16 protein-coding genes and 1 riboswitch are annotated in these 17689 nt (G+C 64.8%); of the genes, 8 read left to right on the forward strand and 8 right to left on the reverse strand.

The annotated features are described in order from the left end of the window. Window positions 1-54: 54 nt before the first annotated feature. From Q7C30_RS04690 to Q7C30_RS04700, 3 genes are all read right to left on the reverse strand, one after another. A complete protein-coding gene (locus tag Q7C30_RS04690; RefSeq protein WP_295481148.1) occupies window positions 55-1419 on the reverse strand; it encodes a DUF1329 domain-containing protein in 1365 nt (454 codons plus the stop codon). Between the two features lie 24 nt (window positions 1420-1443). Next, entirely contained in the window at window positions 1444-3330 is a 1887-nt protein-coding gene (locus Q7C30_RS04695; RefSeq protein WP_317870846.1) for a DUF1302 domain-containing protein, read from the reverse strand. A gap of 310 nt (window positions 3331-3640) precedes the next feature. Next, window positions 3641-5323: a fatty acid--CoA ligase gene (locus Q7C30_RS04700; RefSeq protein WP_039580158.1), complete on the reverse strand. Its 1683-nt coding sequence runs from the start codon at window positions 5321-5323 to the stop codon at window positions 3641-3643. A gap of 276 nt (window positions 5324-5599) precedes the next feature. Here Q7C30_RS04700 and Q7C30_RS04705 point away from each other — a divergent pair, with 276 nt between their 5' ends. From Q7C30_RS04705 to Q7C30_RS04715, 3 genes are all read left to right on the forward strand, one after another. Continuing rightward, window positions 5600-6565 (forward strand): 2-hydroxyacid dehydrogenase, encoded by a 966-nt coding sequence (locus Q7C30_RS04705; protein ID WP_317870847.1) that lies wholly within the window; start codon window positions 5600-5602, stop codon window positions 6563-6565. 148 nt (window positions 6566-6713) lie between these two features. Beyond that, complete coding sequence (locus tag Q7C30_RS04710; protein ID WP_317870848.1) at window positions 6714-7712, forward strand: class I SAM-dependent methyltransferase; 999 nt, start codon at window positions 6714-6716, stop codon at window positions 7710-7712. Between the two features lie 41 nt (window positions 7713-7753). Next, window positions 7754-7867: riboswitch (yybP-ykoY riboswitch) on the forward strand. Window positions 7868-7964: 97 nt separating this feature from the next. Continuing rightward, a complete protein-coding gene (locus tag Q7C30_RS04715; protein ID WP_029614231.1) occupies window positions 7965-8549 on the forward strand; it encodes a TMEM165/GDT1 family protein in 585 nt (194 codons plus the stop codon). A gap of 109 nt (window positions 8550-8658) precedes the next feature. On the opposite strand, the gene Q7C30_RS04720 is transcribed toward Q7C30_RS04715, so the two are convergent. Next, window positions 8659-9474 carry a M48 family metallopeptidase gene (locus Q7C30_RS04720; RefSeq protein ID WP_039580166.1) on the reverse strand — a complete coding sequence of 272 codons (816 nt, stop codon included), beginning with the start codon at window positions 9472-9474 and terminating at the stop codon, window positions 8659-8661. A gap of 156 nt (window positions 9475-9630) precedes the next feature. Here Q7C30_RS04720 and Q7C30_RS04725 point away from each other — a divergent pair, with 156 nt between their 5' ends. Then, window positions 9631-11736: a methyl-accepting chemotaxis protein gene (locus tag Q7C30_RS04725; protein WP_317870849.1), complete on the forward strand. Its 2106-nt coding sequence runs from the start codon at window positions 9631-9633 to the stop codon at window positions 11734-11736. Between the two features lie 19 nt (window positions 11737-11755). Here the strand turns inward: Q7C30_RS04725 and Q7C30_RS04730 are convergent, their stop codons facing one another. From Q7C30_RS04730 to Q7C30_RS04740, 3 genes are read right to left on the reverse strand one after another with little or no spacing between them, the layout of a single operon-like run. Beyond that, window positions 11756-12376, reverse strand: a complete 621-nt coding sequence (locus tag Q7C30_RS04730) for an SOS response-associated peptidase (protein ID WP_317870850.1) — start codon at window positions 12374-12376, stop codon at window positions 11756-11758. 13 nt (window positions 12377-12389) lie between these two features. Next, entirely contained in the window at window positions 12390-12650 is a 261-nt protein-coding gene (locus Q7C30_RS04735) for a DUF2007 domain-containing protein (RefSeq protein ID WP_317870851.1), read from the reverse strand. Further along, the gene (locus Q7C30_RS04740) at window positions 12650-12835 is read right to left on the reverse strand and encodes a CPXCG motif-containing cysteine-rich protein (protein WP_029615114.1); all 186 of its coding nucleotides are present in this window, start codon (window positions 12833-12835) and stop codon (window positions 12650-12652) included. Before Q7C30_RS04740 ends, Q7C30_RS04735 begins: the two co-directional genes overlap by 1 nt. A gap of 126 nt (window positions 12836-12961) precedes the next feature. On the opposite strand from Q7C30_RS04740, the gene Q7C30_RS04745 reads away from it, so the two are divergent. Then, complete coding sequence (locus Q7C30_RS04745; RefSeq protein WP_317870852.1) at window positions 12962-14128, forward strand: 1-acyl-sn-glycerol-3-phosphate acyltransferase; 1167 nt, start codon at window positions 12962-12964, stop codon at window positions 14126-14128. Between the two features lie 146 nt (window positions 14129-14274). Beyond that, window positions 14275-14481 (forward strand): hypothetical protein, encoded by a 207-nt coding sequence (locus Q7C30_RS04750; RefSeq protein ID WP_029615113.1) that lies wholly within the window; start codon window positions 14275-14277, stop codon window positions 14479-14481. A gap of 74 nt (window positions 14482-14555) precedes the next feature. Here Q7C30_RS04750 and Q7C30_RS04755 read toward each other — a convergent pair whose 3' ends face one another. Further along, a complete protein-coding gene (locus Q7C30_RS04755) occupies window positions 14556-15140 on the reverse strand; it encodes a YajG family lipoprotein (RefSeq protein ID WP_317870853.1) in 585 nt (194 codons plus the stop codon). A 197-nt stretch (window positions 15141-15337) separates the two neighbouring features. Here Q7C30_RS04755 and Q7C30_RS04760 point away from each other — a divergent pair, with 197 nt between their 5' ends. Together Q7C30_RS04760 and mqo are read left to right on the forward strand one after the other, a co-directional pair. Continuing rightward, on the forward strand, window positions 15338-15571 hold the full coding sequence (locus tag Q7C30_RS04760; RefSeq protein WP_317870854.1) for a hypothetical protein: 234 nt from the start codon (window positions 15338-15340) through the stop codon (window positions 15569-15571). Between the two features lie 607 nt (window positions 15572-16178). Then, complete coding sequence (mqo, locus tag Q7C30_RS04765) at window positions 16179-17684, forward strand: malate dehydrogenase (quinone) (protein ID WP_039580175.1); 1506 nt, start codon at window positions 16179-16181, stop codon at window positions 17682-17684. The last annotated feature ends 5 nt before the right edge of the window (window positions 17685-17689 follow it).

The following is a 17689-nucleotide window of genomic DNA, read 5'->3' on the forward strand; positions in this document are numbered from 1 at the left end:
GGGCAAGGTGCGGAACGTGACAGGAGGGGCGCTTGGCCGCCCCTCCCGAAGACTTCAGCGCACCCCGCTCTGACGCAGGGCGGCCGGCTGGAAGTCAGCCTTGTTGGCAGTGAAGGTGAAGTCGTAGGACTTCTTCTCTTCGTTCTTCATGCCCAGGGCCAGGTAGCGCCCCGACTGCAGGTCGTAGATGGCTTCGAGGGTGTACCACGGTACCTGGTTGTTGTAGTACGGCTGGGCGAAGGCTTCCGATACGCGCCACAGTTGCCCACGACCGTCGTACTGGTCGATCACCGCCGCCTGCCAGGTGTCCTCGTCGATATAGAAGTCACGCTTGGCGTAGATGTGCTTCTGACCCGGCTTCAAGGTCGCGACCACGTGCCACACCCGACGCAGCTCGTAACGCGCCAGGTCTTGGTTGATATGACCGGCCTTGATGATGTCCGCGTACTTGAGCTTGGGATCGTCGAGCTTGAACGCGTTGGAGGCGATGTACATCTCTTTCTTGCCTTCGAGCTTCCAGTCGTAGCGATCGGGCGCGCCGTTGTACATGTCCAGGTTATCGGAGGTGCGCAGGCCGTCGGCGGCGGTACCCGGTCCGTCGTAGGACACTTGCGGCGCCATGCGCACGCGACGCTGGCCGGCGTTGTAGATCCACGCCTTGCGCGGCTCCTTGACCTGGTCGAGGGTCTCGTGCACCAGCAGCACGGTCCCGGCCAGACGCGCGGGCGCGGTCACTTCCTGCTTGAAATAGAACAGCACGTTGCCCGGGTTGTTCGGGTCGTAGTCCTTCATCTTGTCGCGGAACACGAACTGGTCGCTGAAGTACACCAGGCTGTAGGAGCCGTTCTGCTGCGGCGTGGCCTGGGTCACCAGGCGTGCCACGCTGCCACCGCGATAACGGGTGATGTGGTTCCACACCACCTCGACACCGCTCTTGGGAATCGGGAACGGCACCGCGCCGCGGAAGTTGTTCAGGCCGTTGCCACCCTCCACCAGGGTGGCGTTGGTGGCGTTGGCCTTGATGTCGGCGAACACCGAATCCGGCACGGTGGCACCGCGATGGGTCTTGTACACCGGCAGCTTGTAGGTATCCGGGTAGCGCTTGAGCATCGCCAACTGGCCAGGGGCGAGCTTGTCCTTGTACTGCTCGGCATTGGCAGCGGTGATGGTGAACAGCGGCTTCTCGCTGCCGTACGGGTCGGCCAGGAAGCCGCGCCCATCGACGCTGCCGGCATTCTTGGCCAGTGGCTCCCAGGGGCCGATGGAACCATCGGCGTTGCCGGCCTTCTCGGCGCCCATGGGGGTGAGCGTGGACCCGAGCTTGGCCGCTTCGTCGGCGGACACCGCCGCCATGACACTGCCCGCCAGCAGGGACACACCCAGCACACCGGCCTTGAGCAGACTTGTGGTCATCGTCATCGTCGTCATCCTGAATCTGAGTGCTTAGAAATTCACGCCGAAGCTGAGGGCGACGAAGTCGCGGTCATCCACGGTGCTGTACTTGCCGTCGAAGAAGTTGGTGTAGGACAGGCTCGCCGTGTAGGTGTTCTGGTACTCGGCGTCCACGCCCAGGCTGATCGCCTTGCGCCCTTCCTCGAAGCTGCCGCCCGGACCCGGCGAGTAGCCGGACACGTCGTGGGACCAGGCCACGTTGGGCTTGAGGTTGACCCCGGCGAACACGTCGTTGTAGTCCCAGATCACCCGGGCGCGGTAGCCCCAGGACGTGCTGGTGGTGTAGCCGTCGTTCTCGCACTTGCGGTTCAGGTTGGCGGTGGAGGCCCCGGCACCGGCGCCGGCGATGGTGCTGGCGTTGAGCGCCTGGCAGGTATTGGCGCCGCCGGTGGCCGGCAGCGGCCCTGGGCCGAACACCGGGTCGCGACCGTAGCGGGTGTCGTAGGCACTCTCCAGGCCGCCCACATGGGTCACGCCCAACTCGCCGACCACGGTCATGCGGCTGGCGCCCATCACCTGATCGAAGAAGTGCGTCAGGGTGGTCTGGAACTGGGTGATCTCCTTGCGCTGGTAGCCGTGCAGGTCCTGGCCAGGCGTGCCGTTGAGCAGCGAGGCGTTGGCCAGCGCGCCGCCCAGCGGGCGCACGCCGGCGAACAGGATGTCGGTGGTGTTCAACTGCACCGGGGCGTTGGGCCGGTAGCTGATCTCGCCGCTCCAGGCCGTGCCGGTGGGCAAGGTGGTGGAGAAGCTCAGGCCGTACAGGCGAATGTCCTCGGGGTACTCGACGAAGTACTTCGAGTTGCCGGCGACGATCAACGGCGCCAGCGGACGCAGGCTGGCCGGCAGCGACGGGATGCCGGCGAACACGCCCGGCGGTGCGCCGGTGGCGCTGAAGATCGGCGCGCGGCTGTGGTAGTTCATGAAGTAGGCGCCGAACTCGGTGTCCAACGGCTCGAACATGTAGCGCATGGCCACGCCGAACTGGCCGCTGTCGCGCGCGTCGCGGTCACCGCCACGGCGCACCATCACCCCTTCCTGGTTGATGTTCACGCCGCGGGTGGCGAGGAACTGCTGGGCGGCGGCCGGCACCGTGCGGCTGCTGTTGAGCACGCGCAGGTTGTCGTTGCAGCCGTCGGAGATGATGTCCGGCTGGGAGAAGAAGGTGCCGCAGTTATCGGTGACGGTCTGGTCCCATTCGAGCTGGTAGAAGGCTTCGGCCGACAGGTTGTCGGTCAGGCTCTGGGACACGTAGAACATGTTGACCGGGATCAGGCCTTCCTTGATCTCGGCGCCAGGTCGGCGGAAGGCAGCGACGTCGATCGGGTTGATCGAGTTGATGCCACCGCCGATGAAGGTGCTCTCGCCCCAGCTCACCACTTGCTTGCCCAGGCGCACGGAGCCGGGCATGTCGCCGATGGAGTAGTTGTGATAGACGAACGCGTCGAGCAGTTGCGCACCCGAGGACTTGGCCCCGGACTTGCGCCCTGAATCGCTGATGTTCTTGAACTCGCGGTTTTCGTCCTTGAGCTCGAAGTCGTACCAGTACTTGCCGCGCACGAACACGCCGGTGTCGCCGTACTTGAGCTCGAGGTCGTGGATGCCCTTGAAGATCTTGGAGAAGGTCTCGCCCTTCTTGAAGTTCAAGTGACCGTCGTCGGAGGTCTGCGACAGCCCCTTGCCGCCATTGTTGACGCCGATCAGGTTGCGGTTGGGGTTGGCCGTGGACCAACTGGCCCCAACGGAGAGCGACGAATCGAACTGACCTTCGATTTCCCCGATGTTGAAACTCACAGCGAAAGCAGGACTGGCCAGCGTGGAAGCGAGACTGACGGCCAAGGGCAGCTTGGCCCGACGCCAGAGCGGGTTTGCAGATGTCATCGACGCTACTCCATGTACATTTTTGTTATGGCAACGAGTGCTTGCAGAAACGACCCCGGCACCTGAACGGCAGATGCACCGGCAGGCGGCGCGCAGGGCGTGCCCCTCCCCATTCCTGACAATCCCCTGAACCGACTATAGCCAGCGCCCGACAACGCTTGATCCCTCTAAAGTGTGATTTGCGTCGTGTCGCCGGCGGCAATTGCAATTTGCCACCGTGTTCGCTGGCCGTGCTGAAGCATGGCTGAAATTCCGCGTTTGACAAGCCGCGATGGCTCTAACTCGCCGATCGGACTGTCTGGCGCGGTCGTTACAAGGTCGACAGGAAGGCGCTGTTGCTGGCCTGCCACTGACCGATCTCCACGCGGATGCGCTTCTTGTCCAGTTTGCCGACGCTGGTCTTGGGAATTTCAGTAACAACGGCGATCTGGCTGGGAATGGCCCACTTGTTGATGTGCCCAAGCTCGACGAACGGCTTGAGGTGTTCCTTGAGCGCTTTGGCGTCCAGTTGCCGATCCGGGTGCACCACCAGCAGCGCGAACGGCCGCTCGCCCCACTGCGGGTCGGGCACGCCGACCACCGCCACCTCGCGCACCGCCTCGTGACGGCTGATCAGGTCTTCCAGGTCCAGGGACGAGAGCCATTCGCCGCCGGTCTTGATCACGTCCTTGATACGGTCGCGGATGTCGATGAAGCCCATGCTGTCGAGGGTGGCCACGTCGCCGGTGTGCAGCCAACCGCCGCGCCACAGCTCGGCGCTCTTGTCCGCCTCTTGGTAATAGCCCTGGGTCAGCCACGGCGCGCGCAGCACCAGCTCGCCCTGGGACTCGCCGTCGTTGGGCAGGAAGCGGCCGTGTTCGTCAATGATCGCCGCCTCCACCATCGGCACCGGCACCCCCGCCTTGATGCGGTAGCTGACGCGCTCGTCCTCGCTGCCAGCCAGCAGTTCGTCGTTCAGGTGCGCACAGGAAATCAGCGGGCAGGTCTCGGACATGCCATAGGCCGCCGTGAGCTGAATACCACGGGCCTGCGCGGCCTGGTACAGGGCGCGGTTGAGCGCGCTGCCGCCGATGATGATTTTCCAGCCGCCGAAGTCCTGGCCTTTGGCCGTGGGGCAGTTGAGCAGCATCTGCAGGATGGTCGGCACGCAGTGGGAGAACGTGACCTGTTCCTCGCGCCACAGCCGAATCAGCATGTCCGGCTCGTAGCGTCCGGGATACACCTGCTTGATGCCCATCAGCGTGGCCACGTAGGGAATGCCCCAGGCGTGCACGTGGAACATCGGCGTGATCGGCATGTACACATCGCTGCTGCTGAGCAGGCGCACGCTGTCGTCGCCGCCGAGCACCGCCGCTTCGGCCAGGGTGTGCAGCACCAGTTGGCGGTGGGTGAAGTACACGCCCTTGGGGTTGCCCGTGGTGCCGGTGGTGTAGAAGGTGGTGGCCACCGAGTTTTCGTCGAAGTCGGGGAAGTCGTAGCGAGGGCTGGCGCCGGCGAGCAGCTGTTCGTATTCGCCGACCAGGTTCGGCAGCTCGGCGCTGCGCTCGGGGCCGTCGGTGATCAGCAGGGTCTTGTCGACCGTGGTCAATTGCCCGGCGATGCCCTGGTAGAGCGCGACGAAATCGCTGTTGACCAGCACGAAGCGGTCTTCGGCGTGGTTCATGGTGTAGAGGATCTGCTCCGGCGACAGGCGCACGTTGATGGTATGCACCACCGCGCCGATCATCGGGATGGCGAACATGCATTCGAGGTAGCGATGGCTGTCCCAGTCCATCACCGCCACGGTGTCGCCGGCCTTGACCCCAGCCTCGGTGAGCACATTGGCCAGCCGCGCGATGCGCTCGCCCAGCTCGCGGTAGCTCAGGCGGACCTGGTCGCGGTAGACGATCTCGCGGGTTTTCTCGTAGCGCCCGCCCGACAGCAGCAAGCGCTTGATCAACAACGGATAGGCGTAGGCGCCCTCGGTGGGTTCGAGAATTCGGGTCTGCAGCATGATTGTCCCTTTTCTGAAAATGCGTGCCGAAGTGTCAAGGCGCTACTGTAGAGCGGCCAGGCGCCGGTCAAATCAGCCGAAGGAATGATTCGCGCCTGGCGCGCGGTGCCTGCGGGTAACACCGGTCGGAGCATCAAGCGCTTGACTCGACCACCTGTGAACCAACGACGAAGAATGACCAGCCATTAGGCATAGCGCATAGGGCAGCGTTTGCTGCATATTTTCGTCACGAGGCCGTGCAGTCGCGGCCTTGTCTCGTTTTCCACAGGAGTCGCAATGACCATCCGCCGACACGCCGTTTTTCTCGACCACGACTCGCTCGACCTGGGCGACCTGGACCTCGCCGTCCTGCGCGAATGCTTCGATGAGCTGACCTTGCACGGCTCGACGTCGGCCGATCAGGTGAACGAACGCCTGCGCGGCGCCAGCGTGGCGATCAGCAACAAGGTGCTGCTCGACGCCGAGGTGCTGGCTGCCAATCCACAGCTGAAGTTGATTCTCGTGGCCGCCACCGGCACCAACAACGTCGACCTCGCGGCGGCACGCGCCCAGGGCATCACCGTGTGCAACTGCCAGGGCTACGGCACGCCGTCGGTGGCCCAGCACACCCTGGCGCTGTTGCTGGCCCTGGCGACTCGCTTGTGCGATTACCACCGGGCGGTGCAGGACGGCGCCTGGGCCAAGGCCAGCCAGTTCTGCCTACTGGATTTCCCCATCGTCGAATTGCAGGGCAAGACCCTCGGCCTGCTCGGCCATGGCGAGCTGGGCGGCGCCGTGGCCAAGCTGGCCGAAGCGTTCGGCATGCGCGTGCTCAGCGGGCAGATTCCCGGACGCCCGGCGCGCGCCGAGCGCCTGGCACTGGACGAACTGCTGCCGCAGGTCGACGCCCTGACCCTGCACTGCCCGCTGAACGAGCAGACTCGCCATATGCTCGGCGCCCGCGAATTGGCATTGCTCAAGCCGGGGGCGCTGGTGGTCAATACCGCACGTGGCGGGTTGATCGACGAGCAGGCGCTGGCCGACGCGCTGCGCAACGGGCATCTGGGCGGCGCGGCGACCGATGTGCTCAGCGTGGAACCGCCGGTGCACGGCAATCCGCTGCTGGCAGCGGACATCCCGCGCTTGATCGTCACCCCGCACAGCGCCTGGGGCGCGGTGGAATCACGCCAGCGCATCGTTGGGCAATTGGCCGAGAACGCCCAGGCGTACTTCGCGGGACAACCACGGCGGGTGGTGGGTTGACGGGGCCGGTAGCAGCGGCCATGCACGGCTCCGGTTGTTGCGCCAATGGCCGCGGCGAAGCTGATCACCTGGGGGCGCGACGCGGTCCGCTCGCGGCGCCGCGCTTGCCAAGTGATACACTTCGCGCTTTTTTCAGGAGACGTCCGACATGGACCCGCGCAGTGAAGTGTTGCTCCGCCAGGCGGACCTGTTCCAAGGCCCGCTGCTGATCGCCGGAGCCGCCGCCGATGGCCTGCTGGGGCAACTGCCGCAGGCCCAGGCCTGGACCTGGCATGCGGGGGACCACGGGTGGCTGCAACAGCGCTTCGCCGGTCGCAGCCACTTCGGCGTGGACGTTCCCGAAGTGGCCTTCGACGCCGCCGTGCTGTGCCTGCCCAAGTCGCGCGAGCTGGCCGCCTATCTGCTCAACGCACTGGCCGCGCGCCTGGCCGGACGCAGCCTGTACCTGGTGGGGGAAAAGCGCGGTGGCATCGAGGGCGCGGCCAAGCTGTTGCAGGCGTTCGGCAAGCCGCGCAAGCTCGACAGCGCCCGCCACTGCCAACTGTGGCAGGTGACGGTGGACCACGCCCCCGAGGCTACGCCGCTGGACAGCCTGGCCCAGCGCTTCGAGCTGGCGCTGGACGATGGCCCACTGCAGGTGATCAGCCTGCCTGGCGTGTTCAGCCATGGGCGCCTGGATCGCGGCACCGCCCTGCTGCTGCAGCACCTGGAGCACCTACCAGTGGGCCATGTGCTGGACTTCGGCTGCGGTGCCGGAGTGCTGGGCGCCACCCTCAAGCGCCGCTACCCGAAAAGCCAGGTGACCCTGCTCGACGTCGATGCCTTCGCCGTCGCGGCCAGTCGCCTGACCTTGGCCGCAAACGGCCTGCAGGGCGAGGTCATCAGCGGCGACGGCATCGACGCTGCCCCCGATGAACTGAGCGCGATCGTCAGCAATCCGCCGTTCCACACCGGGGTTCACACCGACTATCAGGCCTCGGAAAACCTGCTGCTAAAATCGGCTAAAAAGCTGGTAAAAGGCGCAGAAATGCGGATAGTCGCCAACAGTTTCCTGCGCTATCAACCGCTCATCCAACAGGCTTTGGGCAACTGCGAAACGCGCGCCGAACGGGACGGATTCCGAATTTATCGGGCCATTCGCGGCTAGAAAAAAAGCGCTTGCCGAAACCGAATCGGCTAGGCAGAATCCGCTCCGTCCTAGGGGAGTAGTCTCCCGCAAGCGTCCTCAGCTTGCCCGGCACGCGTCAACACACTTGGCCCACAGGCCATGGCGCGTGCGACCTCACGGCTCACACAGATGAGCCCAGGGTTTGACAAGACCTATGACACGCACACCTTACCCGGGGCGGGAAGGTTGTACGTGTCATAGCCGTGTCGACCCGCCCCCGTAGGAAGCCTGATGCTCGAATCCCTGCTGGTCCCCACCGCCATCGTTGCGCTCGCCGAAATTGGCGACAAGACGCAACTGCTCGCGCTCATTCTCGCCGCCCGTTTCCGCAAGCCCTGGCCGATCATCGCCGGTATCGTCGCCGCGACCCTGGCCAACCATGCGGCCGCCGGTGCGGTTGGCGCCTGGGTCAGCGGTTTCTTCACCGAAAGCGTGCTGCACTGGATCCTCGCCGCAAGCTTCACCGCCACGGCCCTGTGGACCCTGGTGCCGGACAAGATGGACGACGACGAGAGCAGCAACGCGCGGCGCTTCGGACCGTTCCTGACCACGTTGATCGCGTTTTTCCTGGCCGAGATCGGCGACAAGACCCAGGTCGCCACGGTGATGCTGGCCGCGCAGTACCCGCATCTGATCCTGGTGATCGTGGGCACCACGCTGGGCATGCTGATCGCCAACGTGCCGGTGGTACTGGCCGGCAACTTCGCCGCCGACAAACTGCCCCTGACCCTGATCCGCCGCCTGGCCGCCGCCGCCTTCTTCGTACTGGCCGCCGTCGCCGTCTACTCGGCCATGAAAACCAGCGGTTGGGTGTAGGGCAGCGGCAAGCTGCAAGGGGGTGAAGCAGCCGCAAGTTTCAAGCTTCAAGCGGCAAGAAGGCGCGGCGCGGCTTGACTTGCCGCTTGCAGCTTGCAGCTTGCAGCTGCTACTTAGCCGCCTGTTGATACAAGGGCATGACTTTGGGAATGGCTGCTTGCAGGGAGGCGATGCGGCTGCTCGAGGCGGGGTGAGTGCTCATGAACTCGGGCGGGGCGCCTTCGGAGGCCTTGCTCATCTTGTTCCACAAGGTGATCGCCGCGTTCGGGTCATAACCGGCGCGGGCCGACAGCTCGAGACCGATCAGGTCGGCTTCGTTCTCGTTGGCGCGGCTGTTGGGCAAGGTCATGGCGTAGTTCACCACGGTGTCGGCCAGCGCCATGCTGTCCTGGCCCAGGCCGAAGATGGCACCGGCGCCCTGGCGCGCCATGTTGATGCCGTAGGCCTTGGACATGGCTTCACGGCCGTGCTCGCGCAGGGCGTGGGCGATTTCATGGCCCATCACCGCCGCCAGTTCGGCATCGGTGAGCTTGAGCTGATCGATCAGACCGGTGTAGACGATGATCTTGCCGCCAGGGCCGCAGTTGGCGTTGAGCTCATCGCTCTTGATCACGTTGACTTCCCACTTCCATTGCGCCGCATCCGGGCGGAACTTGGGCGCCTGGGCGATCAGGCGGTCGGCGATCAACTGCACGCGCCGCGCGTCATTGCTGGTCTTGTCCAGCACGCCTTTGCTCGAGGCTTCGCCGAGGGTCTGCTGGTACGACTGGGCGTACATCTGGTTCACCTCGTCGGTGGACAGCATGCTGAACATGTACTGCTTGCGCTCCACGCCCACCGCGCCGCCGCTGGTGGTGTTGACCGCCTGGCAGCCGCCCAGCAGGATGCTGGCACTCAACAGGCTGACCACGAATGATTTACGCATGAAAAGACTCCCTCTTTTTACATGCCGCGTATCCTAGGCCCAGTCGTGCGCCCCTGCCAGAGGTGCGTCGAAGATTTCTGACAACCGTCCTCATGCTTTGCCCAGCCCACGCCGATAATCCAGGACAACGACCTCCTGGCGTGGAGCTTTTCGATCATGAAGTTCAAGTCGATCCAGTTTTCCGTGGCGGCGCTGGCCGGTGCCATCGTGTTGAGCATCGTCGCTGCCCTGGTGCTCTACGCCGTGTACGCCGGAGCGCGCACCCAGGCTCTAGTACAGCAGCGCACCCAGCAGCAGTTCGAGACGGTCATCGAACAGCGCCTGTCGGCGCTGGCGCGCACCCAGGTCAGCGAAATCCAGCGCGGCCTGGAAGCGCCGCTGCTGATCAGCCGCAGCCTGGCCACGCTCAACGGCCTGCTCGGCGCACAGGATGCAGATGGCAAACCGCTGATGCAGATCGACCGCGCCTACCTGAGCAACCTGCTCAAGCGCACCGTCGAGGACAACCCCAGCGTGCTCGGCGCCTACCTGGGCTGGGAACCCAACGCCCTGGACCACGCCGACGTCAACGGCGAGCGCTTCCTGCCCTGGTGGTTCCGCAACGCCGACGGCAGCCTCGGCCAGGATCGCCTGGTCGACGTCAACGATCAGACCATCCTGGCCACCGGCGTGCGCGCCAGCGAGTACTACCTGTGCCCCAAGGAAACCAAGAAGGCCTGCGTGATCGATCCCGCGCCTTACAAGGTGGGCGACAAGACAGTGATGCTCGCCTCGTTCGTCGAACCGATCATGCTCAACGGCCAATTCCAGGGCATCGCCGGGGCCGACCTGTCGGTGGACTTCATCCAGGACTTGCTCAACGCCGCCGACCGCCAACTCTATGATGGCGCCGGCGAACTGGCCCTGGTGTCGAGCAACGGTCGCCTGGTGGCCTACACCAAAGACCCGTCCAAGTTCGGCGAAAAAGCCAGTGACGTGCTGGATTCGGCCGAGTCGGCCGCACTGGCCAGCAGCAATGGCGATGCGCTGCACTATCAACTCGACCGAGACAAGGACCGTATCGAGCTGTACCTGCCGTTCAAAGTGGCCAACACCGATGCGCGCTGGGTGCTGCTGCTACAACTGCCGCTGAGCACGGTGATGGCCGAAGTCACGCAATTGCAGAAAGACCTCGGCGAGCAGCGCCGCACCGATATCTTCGGCATGACTGCGGTCGGCCTGAGCATCGCCGTGCTCGGCCTGCTGGTGATCGGGCTGCTGGCCCACGGCATCGCCCGTCCGCTGAAGCAGATGGTGGCCATGCTCGACGACATCGCCCAGGGCGAAGGCGACCTCACCCGCCGCCTGCACAGCGACCGCGCCGACGAACTGGGCGCCATCGCCAGCGGCTTCAACACCTTCCTGGCCAAGCTCCAGGCGATGATCAGCCAAGTGGTGAGTTCGGTGCAGAAGGTCAGCGACTCCTCGGAGCACACCGCCGACATCGCCATTCGCACCAACCAGGGCGTGCACAAGCAGATGGCCGAAATCGACCAGGTGGCCACTGCCGTGCAGGAAATGACCGCCACCGCCCAGGACGTGGCGCGCAACGCCACCCAAGCTGCCCAGGCCGCCAGCAACGCCGACCAGGCCGCCAACCAGGGCATGCAGATCGTGCATGACGCCTCGCAGTCCATCAGCAGCCTGGCCAGCGAAATCGGCCGCGCGGTGACCGTGGTGCAGACCTTGGCCCGTGACAGCGAGAACATCAACACCATCCTGGTGACCATCCGCGCCATCGCTGAGCAGACCAACCTGCTGGCGCTCAACGCCGCCATCGAGGCCGCCCGTGCCGGCGAGCAGGGTCGAGGCTTCGCGGTGGTCGCCGACGAGGTGCGCAACCTGGCGCAGAAGACCCAACAGGCGACCCAGGAAATTCAGCAGATGATCCAGCAACTGCAGCAGGGCACCCGCGACGTGGTCAAGGTCATGGAAGACAGCCAGGGCAAGACCGACGACAGCGTGCAGCAGGCCAATCGTGCGGCGCTGGCGCTGGAGAGCATCACCCAGGCGGTGTCGGTGATCAACGACATGAATACGCAGATCGCCAGTGCTGCCGAGCAGCAGAGCGCGGTGGCCGAGGACATCAACCGCAACGTCACCAACATCGGCCAGGTGGCCAGCGAGGTGGCCGGCGGCGCCGACGAGTCGAGCCAGGCCAGCGCCGAGTTGACCCAACTGGCCGAACAGCAGCGGCGCCTGATCAATCAGTTCAGGGTGTGACCGGCCAAGCGCGCTGGGCTCAGGCCGGCGTCAAGCACTGCGGTCCATCGAGCTGCGGGTCGTTGACCAGAGGCGCCAGCGCCCGCTCGCGCAAGCTCGCCGGCGGGCTGGCCAGCAGTTCATGCAGGCGCGCCTGCGGCGTCTGCGGATCCAGCCAGGCGGCCTGGCCTGCCTCGTCGAGAATCAATGGCCGACGCTGGTTCATGGCCGCCTGGGTGACCACGGCACAACTGAGCCAGACCTGCTCCTGCACCGGATACGCCTCCCACACCGCCGCGTAGAACAGCGAGGCGCCCTCCCCGGGCGTCACCCAGTACGGCCGCTTGCGCGCCGTGCCGCGCCATTCGTAGAAACCGTTGGCTGGCATCAGGCAACGGCGCAGGCGAAAGGCGTCGCGAAACATCGGCTGTTCGGCCAGGGTTTCGGCGCGGGCATGGGCGGGGGTGCGCGAGAGGTCGGTGAGCCACGGCGGCGTCAGCCCCCAGCGCGCCCTGGCCAGCTGCAACTGGTCGTCGATCTGGCGCTGGATCAACACCGAGGCACCGGGCGAGATGTTCCATTGCGCCTGCTGGTCGACGGGAAACCCCGGCAGGGCGGCGAAGGCCTGGGACCAGCGAAACAGGGCGTAGCGTCCACACATAAGACAGGCAAACCTAGCAGATCAAGGTGCCGGGACAGGCGTCGGGCTCGTCACCGGCAAGGGGCTGAGCGGCATTGTACGCATCGATCAACTGCCGTGCGTACCCCGCTTGCTCGTCGTCCACCGCCAGGGCCAACAGCCCCTGCAGCGGCAGGTCACCCATCGCGCCGACCAGATCGGCGCCAATCAGGTGCACGTCGATGCCCTCGCTGGCCAGCATGCCCACCAGCATCTGCGCCTCGATCAGGCTTTCCGGCTCGTAGATTCTGCGCATCAGGCATCGTCCTCGCGGCGCACCTCGAGCAACCATTCGTCATCGTGCACCTGCAAAATGCACACGATCGGCCGGCAACAGACCTGGCAGTCCTCGGTGTAGTGCTGATCGCCGGCAGAAATGTCGACGGTGGTTTCGACGCGTTCGCCGCAGTAGGGACAGTCATAGAAGTCGATTTCGAGCATCGGGGGCCTGCGCGGTGACTTATGCGTATAATTGCCGGTCTGTTTACGGGGTCCGTGTGTGTCCGAGCCGTTTTCTCGGCCCCGCCCCTACTTTATTACTCTAGCCGTTTCCAACAAGAGAGCATGATGGGCGCATTCGATGCCATCCGACCCTACGACGACGCTGAAGTCCCTGCCGTTCTGGCACGCCTGCTCAGCGACCCGGCATTTCTCGATATCCTCACCCACTTTCGCTTCCCGCGCCTGGCCGGCGCCTTCGGCTGGCTGCTCAAGCCGCTGATCGCGCGCCGCCTGCGCAAGGAATTCGCCGGCGTGAGCAGCGTCGCGACGCTGCAGGACAAGGTCGAGTACTACGTCGACCGCACCATCGACCGCGCCACCGACGGGGTCACCTACACCGGCGTCGAGCAGCTCAAGGCCGGCAGCGCCTACCTGTTCCTGGCCAATCACCGCGACATCGTCATGGACCCGGCGTTCGTCAACTACGCGGTCTATCACGCCGGCCTGCCCACCCCGCGCATCGCCATCGGCGACAACCTGCTGCAGAAGCCTTTCGTCAGCGACATGATGCGCCTGAACAAGAGCTTCATCGTGCACCGCTCCATCAGCGGTCGCCGCGAGAAGCTGGCGGCCTACCAACTGCTCTCGGCCTACATCAACCACTCGATCCGCGACGACGGCACCTCGATCTGGATCGCCCAGGCCGAAGGCCGCGCCAAGGACGGTGACGATCGCACCGATTCGGCGATCCTCAAGATGTTCCACATGAGCCGCAAGGACGAAGCCTTCGGCGCGGTGATCCAGAGCCTGAACCTGATTCCGGTGTCGATCAGCTACGAATACGACCCCTGCGACCAGGCCAAGGCCCGCGAGCTGTACATCCGCGCCAGCACCGGCAGCTACAGCAAGGTGCCAGGCGAAGACGACAACAGCATCGCCCTGGGCATCACCGGCTACAAAGGCCGGGTGCACATCAATTTCGCGCCGCCGGTGACCGAGTACCACGAAGACACCAAGCAACTGGCCCAGGCCATCGACCGACAGATTCTCGCCGGCTATCGCCTATTCCCGGTGCACTACCTGGCCTATGCCATGTGGGATCAACAGGACACGGCGCTGGCGGTGCCCACCGCCGACAAGCTGTTTCCGGCCGATGAGCTGGCGCGGGCGCAGGAAGAATGGCAGCGCCGCCTGGAGGCCTGCCCGGTCGAGCATCGGCCTTACCTGGTGCAGCAGTACGCCACGCCGGTGCGCAATCAGTATCAGGTCAAGCGCCAGGCAGAAGTGGCCTGAGTGCAGGCTCTTGTGGCGCTCCTGGCACACTGTGCGGCCGGAGCGCCATTGGTCAGCGCCAAGACATCGCCCCCTAAATTTCGCCTGTCATACGCTCGTCATCCGAAGAGGCCACCCTGTCGGCCTTCTCGATACCGGAGCTAGACATGCTGCATGCCGAAAACCAGGACCGTCTCTACCTCGTCGCGCCCAGCGACGAGCAGCAGGCATTGATCGACGGCTTCGCGATCAACGTCCACGACCGTGGCTGGCTGGTGTACTGCGCCCTCGGCGGCCATGCGCACCATGACCTGCCGGAAGTGGACCTGGGCACCGGCTTCAGCGTGCTGGATTTTGCCATCGAGGCCGCCTGATCCACGGTGCATCACCCACGAAAAAGCCCGCTGCCTGGTCCCAGGCAGCGGGCTTTTTCAGGGCATCGAAAGGATTACTCAGCCAGCATCTGACCGATCGACGGATCCTTGAACAGACGGGTCAGGGCGTCGCTGAGCACATCGCTGACCAGCTTGGTGTTGGTTTCCTGGTTCGGTGCCATGCCGAAACGCTGGTCCAGCGAGGCGCCGTAGCGACCGCTGTAGCGACGGTTGGCGTTGGACACGTCGGCGCGGAACGTGGCGCCGATGGTCGCTTCGGTGACGTACATCTTGTCCTTGGGCGACTGGTACTTGAGTTCGGCCAGGGTCACGGTCAACTGCGGCGCGTTGCCACCGCCGCGGGTCGGGGTGAAGCCCAGCAGACGCACGGCAGCCTCGGCCTGGGCTTGCAGCTTGGGCACCACATCGCTGCCACTGACGCTGATGGTGCTGGTCTCGGGGTACATGCCGCCGCGGGTACCCAGCGACTGCGAAGCACGGCCATCGACCACCTTGACCTCCACCGGCTGGCCGCGGCCGACCGCGTTGAGCTGCGTGGTGAGCTTGGGTTGCGGGCTCAACTGCTGCGGGCTGTGGGCACAGCCGACCAGGCTCAGGGTAGCCACCGCCATCAAACCGAACAACAGACGTTGCAGCATGCGCATTTCTCCAGAAAAAAGCGGCAAAGGCCGACAGTATAACGAGAGGCACGCTACCCGCGGCAAGCTTCGCGAGATGAAGCCTCGGCGCCGTCTGGGCACGCGATTGTCATGCCGGGAACACGCCGCTGTCACGAGGGTTTAATGGTGCTGCGGGTAAGCTTGCCGCACGTCCGAATCAGACAGGATTTTCCGCCATGGCCTCGCTCTGGACCCTGCTCCTGCAACGCCCGCGTCACACCACCTATGCCCGCCTCGCCGAAGACGGCACGTGCCTGGCCTTCAAGCACTGCGCCCAGGCCCCGGCCGGCAGTGGCTGGGTCCAGGTCAGCGAAGCCCACCTGGGCTGGCTGGGCCAGGCGCTGCCGGCCAGCGCCCGGGTTAGCCCGCCGGCACGGCGCCGCTGGCAGCAACGCCTGCTCGCGGCCTGACAAACGCGGCAATAAAAACCCAAGAAGTACGACCTTTCTGCCCGCGACCTCGTTATAATCTCCCCCCGATTATAAGGACGTCTCCTGATCGGGCCCCGCATTCGCCGCTTGACCCCGGCACCTTCACCGCTTCGCCCACAGAGAGCCTTCCACTCAGGTCTTGCATCGGCTGTCGTGCCTGCTGTCTCTGGCCGTCTGCTGCACATGAACCTGCGGGTTGCCCTCGCGCAGTCCACTTTTGAGGTTCACGACTCCAAAAGAGCGTGAAAAAACGGTTTTTCACAACTTCACGAGAGTGTGGCGAGCAAATGAACAGTCTGGCATGTGCAGGTGCGACAAAGACGTTTTCTACAGCCCTGAGCAGACGGCCCAGGCGCTCATCCTGGATGGGAGCCTGAGGCCGGTCCATAACCCACGACGGACCACCTGACCATAAGTCGAATTGCCGCAGTGGTGGCAAATGGCGTTCAATGACCGAACACCCAAAGACCGATTGGCGGTGTCCGCTGGAGTTGCAACAACTGCGAAGAGTCGGACATGGCGATCCTGGCCAACCCAGGGGTCCTATGCTGTCAATTAGGTGCTGTAGATTGTGGAGACGCGTTAAATGGCGCAGAACGAATCGGTTGATGTAGTACTGGTAGGCGCGGGCATCATGAGTGCCACCCTGGCCGTACTGCTCAAGGAGCTGGACCCTGCGATCACGCTGGAAGTCGTCGAGGCGATGGACTCCGGGGCCGCAGAAAGCTCCAACCCCTGGAACAACGCGGGCACCGGCCACGCCGGGCTGTGCGAACTGAACTACACGCCGCAGGCCGCCGATGGCAGCATCGACATCAAGAAGGCGGTGCACATCAATACCCAGTTCGAGGTTTCGCGCCAGTTCTGGGCCTACCTCAGCCGCCAGGGCGGCTTGGGCGATCCCCGCGCCTTCATCAACCCGGTACCGCACCTGAGCTACGTCGAAGGTGACAAAGGCGTCGCGTTCCTGAAAAAGCGCTTCGACATGCTCAAGCAGCATCACGCCTTCGCCGAGATGGAGTACACCGAAGACAAGGCCGTGATGAACCAGTGGATGCCGCTGATGATGCCGGGCCGCCCGGCCGACCAGCACATCGCCGCCACCCGCGTGCTCAAGGGCACCGATGTCAACTTTGGCGCACTGACCAACCAGTTGCTCAAGCGCCTGGGCGACAGCCCCGACGCCCAGGTCAAGTACAGCAAGAAGGTCACCGGCCTGCGCCGCAAAGGCGATGGCTGGACGGTGACGGTCAAGGACGTCAACAGCGGCAGCAGCCGCGACGTCGACGCCCGCTTCGTCTTCCTCGGCGCCGGCGGCGCGGCGCTGCCGCTGCTGCAAGCCTCGGGAATTCCGGAAAGCAAGGGCTTCGGCGGCTTCCCGGTCAGCGGCCAGTGGCTGCGCTGCGACAATCCGGAGATCGTCAGCCAGCACCAGGCCAAGGTCTACAGCCAGGCAGCGGTGGGCGCCCCGCCCATGTCGGTGCCGCACCTGGACACGCGCGTGGTCGATGGCAAGAAGTCGCTGCTGTTCGGGCCTTACGCCGGCTTCACCACCAAGTTCCTCAAGCACGGTTCGCTGATGGACCTGCCGCTGTCGGTGCGCATGGGCAACATCGGTCCGATGCTGGCCGTGGCCCGCGACAACATGGACCTGACCAAGTACCTGGTCAGCGAAGTGATGCAGTCGATGGAGCAGCGCCTGGAATCGTTGCGCCGCTTCTACCCCCAGGCCAAGGCCGAGGACTGGCGCCTGGAAGTGGCGGGTCAGCGCGTGCAGATCATCAAGAAGGATCCAAAGAAAGGCGGCATCCTGCAGTTCGGCACCGAGCTGGTCTCGGCCGCCGACGGCAGCCTGGCCGCCCTGCTCGGCGCTTCGCCGGGTGCGTCGGTCACCGTCTCGATCATGCTCGAGCTGCTCGAGCGCTGCTTCCCCGAGCAGACCAAAGGCGCATGGGCAACCAAGCTCAAGGACATCTTCCCGGCCCGCGAGAAGACCCTGGCCACCGATGCCGCGTTGTATCGCCAGATCAGCGCGGACAACGATGCCGCCCTGGGCCTGGCCCAGGAAAACCCGGCCAAGCACTACGCCTGAGGCGC

The organism is Pseudomonas sp. RAC1, assembly GCF_030658255.1.
In the GTDB taxonomy this organism is placed as follows: Bacteria; Pseudomonadota; Gammaproteobacteria; order Pseudomonadales; family Pseudomonadaceae; genus Aquipseudomonas; species Aquipseudomonas boreofloridensis.

Excerpts from the sequence above, each read along its gene's own strand:
- mqo (WP_039580175.1), top strand. The coding sequence starts at position 16,179 with ATGGCGCAGAACGAATCGGTTGATGTAGTACTGGTAGGCGCGGGCATC.
- Q7C30_RS04720 (WP_039580166.1), bottom strand. The coding sequence starts at position 9,474 with ATGCGTAAATCATTCGTGGTCAGCCTGTTGAGTGCCAGCATCCTGCTG.
- Q7C30_RS04700 (WP_039580158.1), bottom strand. The coding sequence starts at position 5,323 with ATGCTGCAGACCCGAATTCTCGAACCCACCGAGGGCGCCTACGCCTAT.
- Q7C30_RS04750 (WP_029615113.1), top strand. The coding sequence starts at position 14,275 with ATGCTGCATGCCGAAAACCAGGACCGTCTCTACCTCGTCGCGCCCAGC.
- Q7C30_RS04695 (WP_317870846.1), bottom strand. The coding sequence starts at position 3,330 with ATGACATCTGCAAACCCGCTCTGGCGTCGGGCCAAGCTGCCCTTGGCC.
- Q7C30_RS04705 (WP_317870847.1), top strand. The coding sequence starts at position 5,600 with ATGACCATCCGCCGACACGCCGTTTTTCTCGACCACGACTCGCTCGAC.
- Q7C30_RS04735 (WP_317870851.1), bottom strand. The coding sequence starts at position 12,650 with ATGCGCAGAATCTACGAGCCGGAAAGCCTGATCGAGGCGCAGATGCTG.
- Q7C30_RS04725 (WP_317870849.1), top strand. The coding sequence starts at position 9,631 with ATGAAGTTCAAGTCGATCCAGTTTTCCGTGGCGGCGCTGGCCGGTGCC.
- Q7C30_RS04745 (WP_317870852.1), top strand. The coding sequence starts at position 12,962 with ATGGGCGCATTCGATGCCATCCGACCCTACGACGACGCTGAAGTCCCT.
- Q7C30_RS04755 (WP_317870853.1), bottom strand. The coding sequence starts at position 15,140 with ATGCTGCAACGTCTGTTGTTCGGTTTGATGGCGGTGGCTACCCTGAGC.
- Q7C30_RS04690 (WP_295481148.1), bottom strand. The coding sequence starts at position 1,419 with ATGACGATGACCACAAGTCTGCTCAAGGCCGGTGTGCTGGGTGTGTCC.
- Q7C30_RS04715 (WP_029614231.1), top strand. The coding sequence starts at position 7,965 with ATGCTCGAATCCCTGCTGGTCCCCACCGCCATCGTTGCGCTCGCCGAA.
- Q7C30_RS04760 (WP_317870854.1), top strand. The coding sequence starts at position 15,338 with ATGGCCTCGCTCTGGACCCTGCTCCTGCAACGCCCGCGTCACACCACC.
- Q7C30_RS04740 (WP_029615114.1), bottom strand. The coding sequence starts at position 12,835 with ATGCTCGAAATCGACTTCTATGACTGTCCCTACTGCGGCGAACGCGTC.
- Q7C30_RS04710 (WP_317870848.1), top strand. The coding sequence starts at position 6,714 with ATGGACCCGCGCAGTGAAGTGTTGCTCCGCCAGGCGGACCTGTTCCAA.
- Q7C30_RS04730 (WP_317870850.1), bottom strand. The coding sequence starts at position 12,376 with ATGTGTGGACGCTACGCCCTGTTTCGCTGGTCCCAGGCCTTCGCCGCC.